The following is a 14,205-nucleotide window of genomic DNA, read 5'->3' as shown; positions in this document are numbered from 1 at the left end:
AACTACTGTTTGTCCAGCAGCATCGCTTTTTTTACCAGCTGGATGAATTCAGCGCGATAGCCTTCGGTATCTGTTCCTTTGGAATTGCCTGCCCAGGATAATACCTGGTTGTAGGTGGCGGTGCCTTTGAACGCGGAGTTGCGTAATAACTGCCCGAAAGCTGCTACGGAAGCGGCCATCCGGAAATCCTCCGGAGCTTCAGTGATCTCCTGGTTGCTGTAGGGCAACACCTTCTCCATCAATATGCTCTTTTTGGCATCAGGTTGTTTGTAGCGCAGCTTTACGGTAAGCACTTCGGATTTATTACCAATCACTTTGCCTTCCTGGTATTTGAGCGGATCTACCCAGTTTACGGCCGTTCCCTTTGTGCCGGTGGGGATAATTTCATACAGGGCGGTTACAGTATGGCCTACGCCCATATCTCCGGCATCTTTTTTATCGTTGTTGAAATCTTCATTGGCCAGCACGCGGTTTTCGTAACCAACTAACCGGTACGACTGCACGAATTGCGGGTTAAATTCTACCTGCAGTTTTACATCTTTTGCAACGGTAAAAAGTGTGCCGCCAAATTCGGTCACAAAGGTTCTGCGGGCTTCTTCAAAGTTATCAATATAGGCATAGTTACCATTGCCTTTATCTGCCAGCAGTTCCAGTTTATTATCTTTATAGTTACCCATACCAAAACCCAGCACAGAAAGAGAGATACCTTTTTCTCTTTTCTCTTCGATCATCCGGGTAAGTTCACCGTCGCTGGAAACCCCTACATTGAAATCGCCGTCGGTGGCCAGTATTACGCGGGTATTGCTGTTTTTGGAATACAGTTCACCGGCAATGTCGTAGGCCAGTTGTATGCCTGCACCGCCGGCAGTGGAACCGCCTGCCTCCAACTGATCCAGTGCGGCCAGGATCCTTTTCTTATCGCTGCCACTGGTGGCCGGGAGCACCACTCCTGCGGCGCCGGCGTATACCACTATCGCTACTTTGTCTTCCGGGCGAAGCTGCTCCGTTAAAACCGCAAAGGCGCGCTTAACAAGCGGCAACCGGTTTTCACCCGACATGGAACCTGAAACATCTATCAGGAAAACCAGGTTGGAAGGAGGGAGCTCGCGGGTATCCACCTGTTTGCTTTTGAGGGCCACGCGTATCAGCTGATGCGCGGCGTTCCAGGGACAAATTGCCATGTCGGTATAAATAGCTACCGGGTCTTTTCCTTCCGGCGCCTGGTATTGATAGTCAAAATAATTGATCATTTCTTCCACTCTCACTGCATCCGGCTCGGGCATCATGCCCTGGTTCAGGAAGCGGCGCACATTGCTGTAGGAGGCCCTGTCCACATCAATACTGAAAGTACTCAGCGGCTGGTCTGTGGCGGAGTGGAAAATGTTTTCGTTAATGGGGCTGTAGTCCTCTGTGTTGTAAACCGGAGCAGGAGCGTAGTTCATTTTGTTTCCCCTGATCCTGGTAACAGAACCGGTTACGGACTTCCGGCGCTGCACACCATAACCTACCACTACCACTTCCGACAGCGCCGAGTTGGTAACACCGGCAACTTTGCCCTGCAATGCCCCGATTACCCTGTCTTCCGTTAAGCGTTGACTATCGGACACCTGTGGCCTGGTCAATTGTACAGTTAATTTGTTTTGCCTGGCATTCACGGCTACGTCCACCGATGGATAGCCGGTAGCGTTTATTTCGAGTATTAGCGCACCTGTGGGAGTTTTCAGGCTGAATTCCCCTTTTTTATCCGTGGCCGTCAATACGTCTGTGCCTTTTACCCGTACCACTACATTGGCGAGGGGGCTTTTAAGCAAACTGTCTGTTACAATACCCGTGATAACCCGCACCTGTTGGGCGGAGGCAGTAAATGCCATCAGGCAGCTGAGCAATAGTAAAGAGAGATATTTTTTCATAACAAAGTAGTTTTTCTACCTGTAGGATGTGCCGGGAGATCCTGTTTCCATAAATCGTTAAAAAAATATTTTAAAACTACCTTTGCTGAAATTTTTTGTCGATGGTATATAACGTGATTGGCACCATGTCTGGTAGCTCATTAGACGGATTAGATATAGTTTTTGCAGAACTGACCGAGATACGCGGACAATGGACCTATGTTATCAAGGCCTCCGAAAGCCTGCCGTATGAGCCGGAATGGGTGGAGCAGCTGGCACAGGCCACTTCCCTGCCGGCAAAGGATTACCTGCTGTTGCATACTGCATACGGCCATTATACCGGCCGGCGCATCCTGGATTTCATTGAAAAGAACCAGCTGGATCATAAAATTCATTTTATCGCATCACATGGTCATACTACCTTTCATATGCCTGCGCAGCAAATGACTGCCCAGCTGGGGGATGGTGCGGCCATTGCAGCAGTAACAGGGTTACCTGTTATCAACGACCTCCGTGCGGTAGACGTAGCATTGGGCGGGCAGGGAGCTCCCATTGTTCCCATTGGCGAAAAGTACCTGTTACCGGGATACCAGTACTGGCTTAACCTGGGTGGGATTGCCAATATTTCGGCACAGCTGCCGGAACAGTTTGTGGCGTTTGATATTTGTCCGGCCAACAGGGTGCTAAATGCACTGGCAGCAGCGCTGAATAAACCCTACGATGATGGTGGCGCACTGGCTGCCGGTGGTGTGGCCGACAACAACCTGCTGGAACAGCTGAATCAACTTGATTATTACACCAAACCGTGGCCCAAATCACTGGCAAACGATTTTGGTACCCATACCATATTGCCACTGATAGCGCCTTTACGCATTTCCGTGCAGGGTAAGCTGCGCACTTATGTAGAGCATATCGCCGTGCAGATCACCAGGGCCGTAAAAGCGCTGAAGGCACAAATGCCGGAGGGACCAGGCAAGATGCTGGTGACCGGTGGCGGTGCGTTTAATACTTTCCTGGTGAATACGATCCGGGAACAGCTGGAGCCATTGGGAATTACCGTGGAAGTGCCGGATGAGCAAACTGTTAGTTTCAAAGAGGCATTGATCATGGCGCTTATCGGAACATTACGCTGGAGGCAGGAGGATAATGTACTGAGCGGGGTTACGGGGGCTTCCCGCAACTCTATTAATGGCGCGCTGTGGACCACCCACTAACCCGATATTATTGCATAAAAAAAGCAGCGGTTATTTTCCGCTGCTTTTTTATGCGCTAGTGCGTTGCTGTAAATTGAAAACTATCTCCATCGAAGAGTCCGAGGTCACTCAGTTTTAAATGCGGTATTACCAGTAGCGCCATAAACGACAAGGTCATAAAAGGCGATGCCAGCGTGGATCCCAGGTCTTTTGCGGCTTTGTCGAGTGCACTGTATTGGGCCGCCACCGTATATCCGTCAAGGTTACTCATCAGCCCTGCTACCGGTAGGGGAAGTCCATGTATTGCATTGTTTCCCACCGCGCTGATCCCGCCCTGCGCTGCAATAACGGTATTGATAGCCGCAGCGAGACTTTCATCATCGGTACCTACCGCAATAATGTTGTGACTGTCGTGTGCCACAGAAGAGGCGATGGCGCCCTCTTGCAGGCCGAAGCCATGGATAAATGCCATGGCCGGCGGCGCTTTTTTATAGCGGTTTACTACTACAAGTTTCAGGATATCCTGCTGTGTATTACTTGCTATTGCGTCGTTGGTAACGGGCAATACCGCTGTAAGGGCATTGGTGATCAGCTGCCCATCCATAGCGCCGATTACTTTCACCGTTACTTCTTTTGCGTTGCTATCGTTAACGGGCATACGAAAATCGGCAGCTGTTACCGGGTCTGCTATAAAATTATTTACGGGAGATGAAGGGATGGAAGGTATCAGCGTTTGTCCGTTTTCCGCGACTTTCACGCCATTGATATAAGTGGCGAGAATGTTAAAGTTTTGCAGGTCATCTGTTACAATAAAATCTGCAGGGTCGTTCACGCGGAGCAAACCATTGTCCAGTTTGTAATGCAGTACCGGGTTAATACAGGCGGCCCTTAGTACTTTGAAAAGATCAACGCCATAAGCTAATGCACGCTTTACCAGCAGGTTAATATGGCCTTCCACGAGATTGTCGGGGTGCTTATCGTCGCTGCAAAACATAATATGTGAGGCGTGGTCGTGCAGCAGCGGGTACAATGCTTCAAAGTTTTTGGCAGCGCTTCCTTCGCGGATGAGGATATGCATGCCGTATTGCAGTTTGTCTTTTGCTTCTTCGATGGTAAAGCATTCATGATCGGTGCTGATACCGGCGGCAATATATGCTGCGGCGGTTTCGCCCCGGAGGCCGGGAGCGTGGCCATCCACAGGTTTGCCTGCTTTTTTGGCGGCGGCTATTTTAGCGAGTACTTCCGGGTCTTTATGCAGTACGCCGGGGAAGTTCATCATTTCCGTCAGATACCTGATATCATCTCTCTGAAGTAAAGCTTCGATATCGGCCACGGTGACTACTGCCCCGGCGGTTTCAAAAATGGTGGCAGGTACGCAGGAAGGGGCGCCGAAGTTAAACCGGAAGGGAACTTTCCTGCCATTTTCGAGCATGTATTCCACACCTTTTACGCCCATCACATTCGCTATTTCATGGGGATCGCTTACGGTGGCAATAGTACCGTGTACAACGGCCAGCCTGGCGAATTCTGAAGGGATCAGCATAGAGCTTTCCACGTGTACATGCGCATCGGTAAATCCGGGGAGCAGGTAAGTGGTATATTGATTATTGTTGCGTTCAATGCTGCTGATATAACCATCCGTAATATGTATAGTAGCCGGATATATTTCCTGTTGCAGTATATCTACCAGGTTGCCTGAGATCTGGAATGTATTCATGTTGCAAAGCTAAGGAATAGGTCGTATTTTCAATGCTGGCGTATTTTTTGGAAAGAGATGCCGGATGTGTTTTAGGATATTTTTATTTATCAGGGAAAAACAAATTTTTTATGATGACAGGAACCAGGTTTTATACACTGTTAGCAGCTTTACTGATCGCTGGTTATTGCACCAGTGCGCAATCTGCAGATGAATTGATCGCAAAGAATATTGTGGCGATGGGAGGTGAGGCGAAGTTAAAAGGAATTAAATCGCAGTATGTAGAGGGAAATATGGAAGTACAGGGGCAATCCGTTCCTATAAAGCGGTGGGTGAAGCAGGATGAAGCCATGCGGCTGGAGTTTACGGTGAATGGTACCAGCAATGTGCAGGTAGTAACCCGTAATGCGGGCTGGAGCCTGATGCCGGTGATGCAGCAAACAACGCCGCAGGAGATGAATCCTGAAATGCTGAAGCTGATGAAAACCCAGCTGGATGTGAGAGGGGAGCTGTATGATTACAAGAACAAAGGTAAAAAGATAGAGTTATTGGGGAAGGATTCGGTGAACGGGTCGCCGGCATATAAGCTGAAGATCACGGCAGCGGATGGAACATCGGGTATTGCCTACCTGGATGCCAAAACTTATCTGCTGGTAAAGGCTACCAATCATATGAATGTACAGGGACAGGATATGGAGCTGGTAACGTTGTTGTCTGACTACAAGAAAACGCCGGAGGGGCTTACTTATCCGGGTGTTACAGAGCAGGACCCTGGAGGAGTTAAAATTAATATCCTGAAAATTGAAACGAATCAGCCGGTAGCAGATAGTTTGTTTACCAAACCAAATCTTTAAGAGGTTGTTCCGCTATTGCGCCGGTGGGTGCAATAGCGGGCTACGGTATTATTTATACAACGCCGCCATGGCTTTGGCTTCTTCAGCCATTTTCTTAGCCAGGTGTGCGGGTTTCAGCACTTTTACCTGGGCGCCATAGCTGAGTAGTGTCATGGTAAGTTCCGGGTTAATAACAACGTTAAGGGATATACGGCATTCATCACTGTTGTCTTCCACTATTTCCTGGGAAGTATGGATGGGCTGCGACTTGATGTATTTTCCCTGCCGTGGTGTAAAGCTCAGCAGTACATGTTCGGGATCTCCGTCGTGTACGGTGATGCCTACTGCATGCTGGAAGTAGCTGGCTTCATCAAAATTCTTTTCATCAAAATGTTTATTGGTGGGCCAGAGTTTCACCACCCTGTCGAGCGCAAAGGTAACCACTGCGCCACCGCGGGTTTGCTGGCTTTTCCCGATGAGGTAAAAGCGGTGCTGGTATTCGCGGAGGTGGTAGGGTTCCACCCAGTGTTCCTTGGGCTCGTCGCGGTCGAAGCTCTGGTAAGCGATGCGGATCACTTCCAGGTTTTTGATGGCATCCACTATTTCGGGGATATGTTCTGCGCCTTTGTAGTGGGATGCCCGGGTAAATTTGATGAGTCCTTTATGCTGGAGGGCTTCCCGGTTCATTTTGAGGCTGGCGGCAATTTTCAGGATGGCATCTTCAAACTGCTGTACTACCGGGAGGCTCCGGAATTGTTCCAGTATGCCAATGGCAATTTCCAGCCCCTGCAGATCTGCTTCTTCAATAGGGGAATTACTGATGGAAAAGCTATCGTCTGAGTAGCGGTAGGTGCCGCTGCTGCGTTCGTAAACGATAGGCGCCATATAGTTCAGTTCAGGGTCCTGGCGCATATCCTGGATATCTTTCTGGATAGTGCGGGTAGAAATTGCAGTGCCCATCTTGTCCGATACATATTCAATCAGGTTATCCAGGGTAGGTTTGGGCTTCTGCTTGCTGCGCAACCGCTCGTCGATCCAGCGGTAGCGCGACACCGCGTCTTTGTTCTTTGGCAAAAGATAAAATTTAGATAATAAAAATAAACAATTCCCGCTTTTGCGACGAGGATTAAAAAAAATATCATTAAAAGATCACTACGCAAATCCCTTGCGTGCGGCGCCGGTAAATTTGTAGTGTTATTAAAACCTGATGGTTATGAATAAGGTAAATACAACTACAGCAATTACGCAGGTACAGGCCATTTCAATTGGGCAGATCATTATGGATGATTCCAATTACCTGACGCTCTGGGGCCAGGCGCTACTGGATGAGGTGTGGTATCCCTGCGATTTTGTAACTACTTACGAAGTAATGAACACCATGCTGCGTTTCAGCCAGGACAAGCACGATGCCGTGCAGATGACGATTGTAAAGAAGCTGGAAGACATGCGCCGCACACCGGACATCATTGACCTGGAAGCAGAACTGGGCGGAGCCGTGGTATTCGACCACCTCGTATTTCACATGAGGAGGCCCTGTTTGCAGCAGGAGGATAACTGGGAGGCCTATGCCGATGAAGAGTGCTATTATATAGAACGTGTGATCCAGATGCCGGTGCCCACTCTGCCTACCTTACCGCCTGCAGCCCGGTACAATTCAAACGATGCCAATGAGAAAATGGAGTATTGTATCCAGATGCTTCATGACGCATATAACCTGTATCTCGGTTTTATCGAATTAGAATTGGGGGAAAACGCTGCCCGGGTAATGGCCGCACTGGAAGATGATAATAAGTTCAGTATGGCATATTATGCCTGGCAGCTGTATACCTCAAATACCTAAATAGTTATTAGCCATATTTTTTATCTGTTGAAAACCCTGATAATCCGTTTACGTTAACCCTGAAAGACGCACATTGATGAAAAAGCATCCCTTTATGTTAGCCCAGATGTCCATGTATGTTAATTCCCGGACATCTGTTTATGTTAACCCCGGTATCCATTTACGTTAACCGCCATGCCTTGCATCCATTTATGTTAACCCCTGATATCCATTGGTGTTAGCCCTGGTATCCCGTTTGAATTAACCCCTGATTTCCATTGTTTGTTAGCCCCCAAATCCTTTGCCCCGGAAAAAAAAACCGCAAAATTCTGAAAAAAATCCCTTAAAGTCTATAAATTTTGTAGGAAAATGCTATTTTTGGTCAATTAAAATCGTAAGCTATGAGTTTAAGACTGGGAGACGCTGCTCCTAATTTCAAAGCCAATACCACTTTAGGGGAAATAGATTTTTACGATTACCTGGGTGAAGGTTGGGGTATCTTGTTTTCCCACCCTGCAGATTTTACACCAGTATGTACAACCGAACTGGGTAAAACAGCTTTGTTAAAGGACGAGTTTGCAAAACGTAATACTAAAGTACTGGCTGTCAGTGTAGATCCATTGGATAAACACCTGAGCTGGATAAATGATATTAATGAAACACAACAGTGTGACGTAACTTTTCCTATTATTGCAGATGAAAACAAAACAGTGGCAAACCTGTATGATATGATTCATCCAAATGCCTCTGAAACATTTACGGTAAGATCCTTGTTTATCATAGGACCCGACAAGAAGATAAAACTTATCATCACCTATCCGGCCTCTACCGGCAGAAACTTCATCGAAGTGCTCCGCGTATTGGACTCCCTGCAGCTGACCGCTAAATACAGCGTGGCTACACCGGCCGACTGGAAAGATGGTGAAGACGTAATCGTTACGGCAGCGGTGCCAACAGCAGACATTCCTGCACGTTTTCCGAAAGGCCACAAAATTATCAAGCCTTACCTGAGAACAACACCACAGCCCAACAAATAATACTTAAAGAGCCGTAAGGCTGCTTCTATAAAGATTTTTTAATGGTTGGTTTTTGATTTTTACGAAACGGGGATTTCTCCCCGTTTTTTTTATGCCCTGTACCCGCCGGTGCTTACTGCTCCGGGAAGCCCCTGCACTTCTCCCCATCAGAGTTTATATGGAGGTAACAGTTTATTAATGCACAGTTAACATCCCACGTAGCACAAAAACAACCGCCGGACGCTAGTTTTGCTGAAAAATACATTCAATCCATTTTTATGGAATATCGATTACTATCAGATAAGCAGCTACTGGAAGAATGTACCAACGACAATCTCAAAGCATTTAATACTTTATTTGATCGTTATTTCGGACGACTGTACAATTACGCACTTGGCTATGTGAAGGATGAATATTTTGCAGAGGAAGCAATAATGGACCTGATGATGTGGGTATGGGATAAAAGACATACGTTACAGATAGCGGGCGAATTTAAGCCATACATCTTCAGAGCCGCCAAAAACGCTACGATTAAAGCTATCCGTAAAAAAGCAGTTTCAATAGCGCCGATAGAATTTATTGAAAATAATCTTTCCTTTGTGGCTACCCCAGCCGATCATGAACTGGACTCCAGGGAACTGGAAGAGAAATATCATTTCCATCTCGACTCACTGAGCCCCCAGCGCAAAATTGTATTTCAAATGAGCCGGGAAGGAGATTTAACCCACGCCGAAATAGCCAATGACCTCAAGATCTCTGTTAATACCGTGAAGAACCATATTAAGTTTTCCCTGAATCATTTCAGAAAGCAGCTTAGTAACCATAATGCCAGGTTAGGTTAGCCTTCGGGATAATGCAGCCAATACTTCAGGGTTACTTCTCCCATGCCTGAAACCTGCGTATACCATGGAGCATCTATGCACTCTTCATGCACTCCTGATGCACTTCCAATGCACTCCTCATGCACTTCCAATACACTTCCAATACACTATCCCGTCCTGAAATAGCTATACAGTCAGGTAAATAATCCTGGATTTGGGTTACAGATTATGTCTTCGTCCATGATATTTTTTATCTATATAATAATATTCCCGGTAAATTATGTTTCTGTTTTTTCTTCGAAAGCGAATAGCCCCTCGTCATTTTTTTTGTCCCTATATGATTAACAGGGACCTTTTGTACACTGTTAAACCAGCATGTCAAGACAAATAAACCGGGAATTAATTGAGAAATTTTTAGCAGGCGAATGTTCCGCTGAAGAGGAGCGGCTGGTAAACCTGTTGCTGAAAGATCCCGCATCTGAAAAACTGCTGGACGAGATCCTGTCGGCAAATGCGGCTAAAGACTGGTCGGCATTTGAAAATAACAAATCTGTTCATCCCCGGCAGCAGGATTTAAAAAAATCAATGCAGGCAAGAATAGGATATGTGAATACCAGGCGTACAAGCTTACTATCTCTGAGGAATGCTGCCATCTGGATTGGACTGATCCTGGCTTGTATGGGTATTTATACCATCAGTTATTTAAGTAATAAAGAAGGACGTAAGGTGGCTTTCGCAGAAAGCTATAATCCAAATGGACAGCGGTCAAAAATAATGCTTGCTGATAGCAGCGTGGTATACCTCGGTGCAGGCAGTCGCTTGAAATATCCGGAAAATTTTTCCGGGGATACCAGGGATATCTATTTGTATGGAGAAGCTTTTTTTGAAGTAACAAAGGAGAAACATAAACCATTCACCGTTCATACCGGCGATGTGCAAACCAAAGTATTGGGCACTTCTTTTAAAATAGAAGCATTTAAAAATAAACCACTACTGGTGGAAGTGGCCACTGGTAAAGTAAAGGTAGACCAGATACACCATGACTTTTCCAGATCGCTGGCAGTTTTAACACCCGGACAGAAAGTGTTGTTTGATCATGGCGAGATTAAAAGGGAAACAGTTGATCCGGAAGAAGTGCAGGATCTGAAGGAAGCCAGGTTAACGTTTAACAATACTTCACTCAATGATATTTCAGAAGTATTACAGCGGTGGTACAATGTGAAGATCACATTTAAGCAACACACAAAATCAGCGGAAAGAATGACGCTGACACTGGATGCCAGGGTACCAATAGATAAAATATTGAACGTGCTGGCCGTAGCAGGCCATTTCAGCTATGAAATGAAAAACGGGGAAGTCGTTATTCGCTAAACTTAAAAATATACAAACGATATGTATTAAAAAAAACTGTCCATAATTGGATACGGACATCGTATGCGCTGTTGTGAAAACAGCTCGCCTGCCCAGGGCAACACAAGAATAAAGCGAAAGGAATTAACAACGATTCCGGCTGACGCCGGGCCAACTACTAATACAAAAATTAATGCAAAAAGGATTACATCCCACAATTAAGTTTATGATGAGATGTTCATGTATACTTTTAATCGCACAGCTCACATTTATTGGCGTGCTGCTGGCCGGAAATGCCCGTGCCCAGCAACTGGACAAAGTAATTGCTGTTAAGCTGGATCGTGCCAGTGTGAAAGAAAGCCTGTTGACTATCCAGGCAAAGAGCGGAATCCGGTTTGTTCTGCCGGAAAAACTGATGGCAGGTCTGAAGCAAAAAATCAGTATTGATTCAGATCATTCCACCGTAAAATACCTGATCGAAAAAGTATTGGAATCTACCAATCTCGATTATAAATTGGTAGAAGGTTATGTGGTGATCGATACCAAACCTGTTCCGCAGGAGCCGGGTAAATTATCAGGAAGAGTGGTGGATGAAAAAGGCGCACCATTGCCTGGTGCAACCATCAGGGCACTGGAAACCGGGCAGGTTGTTCAAAGCAATGCAAACGGCGATTATACGTTCAATCTTAAACCCGGCAACTATACACTGGAAGTATCTTACGTTTCTTTCAGGTCTCAGAAATCGAACAACGTTGTTATAAAAGAAGGAAAAACCACCTCGCTTGATTTTTCCATGCAGCTGGCAGATAACAAGCTCACAGAAGTGGTGGTTAGTTACGGTAAACAGAAAAGCCGCGAGATCACAGGTTCCATTGCAACAGTAGAAGCAGCCTCCCTGCAGGATATGCCGGTAGCACAGTTTGCCCAGCAGTTGCAGGGAAAAGTAGCAGGTGTGCAGGTGTCACAAACCAGCGGCCAGCCCGGACGTGGTATGGGTTTTATTATCCGCGGCGCCGCCTCTTTTTACTCGAGCAACCAGCCGCTTTTTGTAATTGATGGCAACCCCATCACAGGAAGTATCAACAACATCAACCCAGCAGAAATAGAAAGCTATAGTTTTCTTAAAGACGCCTCCGCTACCGCATTGTATGGATCAAGAGCCGCAAACGGTGTGGTACTCATTACTACCAAACATGCAAAACCAGGCGATGCGAAAATTGAGTTTTCAAGCTACTACGGTTTGCAGAAAATTCCTACCGGTAAACTGCCAAGGATGATGACGGCAAGAGAGTTTGCTACATTCATGAAAGAACGTGCAGAAGATGGAATGAAGTATGAACCCGGCTATTCAGTATCGGCCGATTATCATGCAGCTTACGACAACCCTGAGCAGTATGGAGAAGGAACGAACTGGTTTAAATTGTTAACCAGAACAGCCCCCATTCAAAGTTATGACCTTACGGTGCGGTCGGCCCGCGAACACTCTTCTTCCACCGTAATAGCTGGCTACCAGGAGCAGCAAGGAGTGTTGATCAATACCGGCACCAAGTTATATTCCATGCGTTTTAACCAGGATTTTACTACTGAAAACAATAAACTCAAATTAGGTTTTAACCTGGCGCCCAGCTACAGGCTGGATCATAATAACCGGCTGAATAGTGATGGCGTGGGAGGATACTTTGAAAGGTTTTTCGAGGCAAGCCCGTTGGCAAGTCCTTACAATGCAGATGGCAGCTACACACGCAACGTTTCTTCTCCCGGTATGGTGGCCTATATCAATCCACTGGCTACCTATGAATTAACCAACGACGATTATAAAACAACGCGCATATTAGGTAACGTTTACCTGAACTATGAGTTCTTACCAGGATTAAGTATCAAGGCTAACCTGGCGGCAGATAAAGGAGCTGAAACCCGTAAATATTTCCAGTCGGGGTTAGTGACCGGTACACAGGGGCAAACCACCGGAACCAGCTCGGCGGTTGATAACGGTTCATGGACCGCAGAAGGAAACCTGGTGTATAATAAAACCTTCTTTAAAGATCATAATATAGAAGCATTGGTAGGCTACTCGGCACAGGAATTCAGCAGCTATAGCAATACACTTACAGGTTTAGGTTTTACTAGTGATGATATTGAATACCTGAGCGCTGCCACCAGTGTTACCGGCAGCAGTGGTGCGGGATCTTATTCATTGCTGTCAACAATAGGCCGGGTGAATTATAATTACAAAGGGAAATATCTTTTGTCGGCAGCACTCCGGCGCGATGGATCGTCAAAGTTCGGAATGAATACTCAGTGGGGCAGCTTCCCGTCTGTAGCCGCAGGTTGGGTTGTTAGCGATGAATCATTTATGAAGCATGTAAAAGGCGTTAACTTCCTCAAGCTCCGCGCGAGTTACGGCATCACAGGTAATAACTTCTTTGCCGGCAACTATGATCCGCAGGCCACTATAGGTACTTATTACTACAACTTTAATAACGTGGTTACCCAGGGCCAAACCATCAACCGGCTTCCCAATAAGGATCTGAGATGGGAGCGTAACAAACAGTTTGACATTGGCCTGGAACTGGGCGTATTAGACAACCGCCTCACCTTTACGTACGATTACTACCGCAAATTAACTGACGGCCTCATTCAGCAACGTTCCATACCTACATCGTCCGGGTTTAGCCAGATCATTTTTAATGTGGGCGAACTTAAAATGTGGGGACATGAATTCTCTGTAAGTTCTAAAAACCTCACAGGCAACCTGAAATGGAATACCAACCTGGTGCTGTCTTTCGACAGGAACCTGATCACCAACCTCGTAGATCCCGGTTATATCAGGAGAAATGTAACGGTGAGTTCCGATTATTACCGTCAGCAGGTAGGGCATCATCTTGGTGAATTTTATGGATTTGTTTTTGAAGGATTGTATAAAGATGCTGCCGACCTGGCCAACTCTCCCAAGTATTTAAGTACCACCGCCAAGCCCAATGGTAACTCGGATATAGGCACCATAAAAGTAAAGGACATCAACGGTGATGGCGTAATTGACGACGTGAACGACCGCACTTTTATTGGCGATCCCACACCTGCATTTACTGGTGGCATCGTCAACAACTTCAGGTATAAAAACTTTGACCTGAATATTGACATGACCTTTTCTGTTGGCGGAAAGATCCTTAACGCCGCTAAATGGGCGTATCAAACCAACATGGACGGTTCACGTCTTCTGTTAGCCGCAGCGGCCGACCGCTGGCGTTCAGAAGAGAACCCGGGTTCCGGTATTTACCCGCGTACTAAATCAGGTACCACGGCCATGGGCCGGCAGGTAAACAGCCAGTGGATTGAAGACGGATCTTACCTGACCGCTAAAAATATAACACTCGGATACACCGTGCCTGTAAGAAATGCAATGATAAAGAACCTGCGGGTGTTCGCTTCTGTGCAGCAGGCGTTTGTATTAACAGGATATTCAGGGATGAATCCGGAAATAAATGTGGGCGGAGCTGATCCTACGTCAGGTGTTGGTGTAGATGAAAATGCCTACCCTATACCAAGAACCTTTTCTATTGGATTCACCACCACATTTAAATAATCATT

The 14,205-nt window shown here is 46.5% G+C and carries 10 protein-coding genes; 7 read left to right on the top strand and 3 right to left on the bottom strand.

What is annotated here, in order from left to right:
• Nucleotides 1-2 precede the first annotated feature (2 nt).
• Nucleotides 3-1,910 carry a von Willebrand factor type A domain-containing protein gene (locus AB6805_RS05510; RefSeq protein WP_370908454.1) on the bottom strand — a complete coding sequence of 636 codons (1,908 nt, stop codon included), beginning with the start codon at nucleotides 1,908-1,910 and terminating at the stop codon, nucleotides 3-5.
• Between the two features lie 101 nt (nucleotides 1,911-2,011).
• Between AB6805_RS05510 and AB6805_RS05505 the strand changes: the two genes are divergently transcribed.
• Complete coding sequence (locus tag AB6805_RS05505) at nucleotides 2,012-3,103, top strand: anhydro-N-acetylmuramic acid kinase (protein ID WP_370908453.1); 1,092 nt, start codon at nucleotides 2,012-2,014, stop codon at nucleotides 3,101-3,103.
• A gap of 55 nt (nucleotides 3,104-3,158) precedes the next feature.
• Here AB6805_RS05505 and ade read toward each other — a convergent pair whose 3' ends face one another.
• Complete coding sequence (gene ade, locus AB6805_RS05500) at nucleotides 3,159-4,799, bottom strand: adenine deaminase (protein WP_370908452.1); 1,641 nt, start codon at nucleotides 4,797-4,799, stop codon at nucleotides 3,159-3,161.
• 110 nt (nucleotides 4,800-4,909) lie between these two features.
• Here ade and AB6805_RS05495 point away from each other — a divergent pair, with 110 nt between their 5' ends.
• Nucleotides 4,910-5,632 (top strand): hypothetical protein, encoded by a 723-nt coding sequence (locus tag AB6805_RS05495; protein WP_370908451.1) that lies wholly within the window; start codon nucleotides 4,910-4,912, stop codon nucleotides 5,630-5,632.
• Nucleotides 5,633-5,680: 48 nt separating this feature from the next.
• Here AB6805_RS05495 and AB6805_RS05490 read toward each other — a convergent pair whose 3' ends face one another.
• Nucleotides 5,681-6,685 (bottom strand): helix-turn-helix transcriptional regulator, encoded by a 1,005-nt coding sequence (locus tag AB6805_RS05490; RefSeq protein ID WP_370908450.1) that lies wholly within the window; start codon nucleotides 6,683-6,685, stop codon nucleotides 5,681-5,683.
• Between the two features lie 139 nt (nucleotides 6,686-6,824).
• Between AB6805_RS05490 and AB6805_RS05485 the strand changes: the two genes are divergently transcribed.
• From AB6805_RS05485 to AB6805_RS05465, 5 genes are all read left to right on the top strand, one after another.
• A complete protein-coding gene (locus AB6805_RS05485; RefSeq protein WP_370908449.1) occupies nucleotides 6,825-7,451 on the top strand; it encodes a hypothetical protein in 627 nt (208 codons plus the stop codon).
• Nucleotides 7,452-7,831: 380 nt separating this feature from the next.
• Nucleotides 7,832-8,467: a peroxiredoxin gene (locus AB6805_RS05480; RefSeq protein WP_370908448.1), complete on the top strand. Its 636-nt coding sequence runs from the start codon at nucleotides 7,832-7,834 to the stop codon at nucleotides 8,465-8,467.
• A 257-nt stretch (nucleotides 8,468-8,724) separates the two neighbouring features.
• A complete protein-coding gene (locus AB6805_RS05475; protein WP_370908447.1) occupies nucleotides 8,725-9,288 on the top strand; it encodes an RNA polymerase sigma-70 factor in 564 nt (187 codons plus the stop codon).
• Between the two features lie 354 nt (nucleotides 9,289-9,642).
• Nucleotides 9,643-10,638, top strand: coding sequence for a FecR family protein (locus AB6805_RS05470; RefSeq protein ID WP_370908446.1), 996 nt, complete (start codon nucleotides 9,643-9,645; stop codon nucleotides 10,636-10,638).
• 205 nt (nucleotides 10,639-10,843) lie between these two features.
• Nucleotides 10,844-14,200, top strand: a complete 3,357-nt coding sequence (locus AB6805_RS05465) for a SusC/RagA family TonB-linked outer membrane protein (protein WP_370908445.1) — start codon at nucleotides 10,844-10,846, stop codon at nucleotides 14,198-14,200.
• The last annotated feature ends 5 nt before the right edge of the window (nucleotides 14,201-14,205 follow it).

The sequence above is a fragment of the Chitinophaga sp. RCC_12 genome (genome assembly GCF_041360695.1).
Lineage (GTDB): Bacteria > Bacteroidota > Bacteroidia > Chitinophagales > Chitinophagaceae > Chitinophaga.
This window is presented reverse-complemented; position numbering and strand designations above follow the sequence as displayed.

What these genes read in the sequence shown, in the direction of transcription:
- AB6805_RS05465 (WP_370908445.1), top strand. Translation starts at nt 10,844, where the DNA reads ATGATGAGATGTTCATGTATACTTTTAATCGCACAGCTCACATTTATT.
- AB6805_RS05495 (WP_370908451.1), top strand. Translation starts at nt 4,910, where the DNA reads ATGATGACAGGAACCAGGTTTTATACACTGTTAGCAGCTTTACTGATC.
- AB6805_RS05475 (WP_370908447.1), top strand. Translation starts at nt 8,725, where the DNA reads ATGGAATATCGATTACTATCAGATAAGCAGCTACTGGAAGAATGTACC.
- AB6805_RS05480 (WP_370908448.1), top strand. Translation starts at nt 7,832, where the DNA reads ATGAGTTTAAGACTGGGAGACGCTGCTCCTAATTTCAAAGCCAATACC.
- AB6805_RS05485 (WP_370908449.1), top strand. Translation starts at nt 6,825, where the DNA reads ATGAATAAGGTAAATACAACTACAGCAATTACGCAGGTACAGGCCATT.
- AB6805_RS05510 (WP_370908454.1), bottom strand. Translation starts at nt 1,910, where the DNA reads ATGAAAAAATATCTCTCTTTACTATTGCTCAGCTGCCTGATGGCATTT.
- AB6805_RS05470 (WP_370908446.1), top strand. Translation starts at nt 9,643, where the DNA reads ATGTCAAGACAAATAAACCGGGAATTAATTGAGAAATTTTTAGCAGGC.
- AB6805_RS05505 (WP_370908453.1), top strand. Translation starts at nt 2,012, where the DNA reads ATGGTATATAACGTGATTGGCACCATGTCTGGTAGCTCATTAGACGGA.
- ade (WP_370908452.1), bottom strand. Translation starts at nt 4,799, where the DNA reads ATGAATACATTCCAGATCTCAGGCAACCTGGTAGATATACTGCAACAG.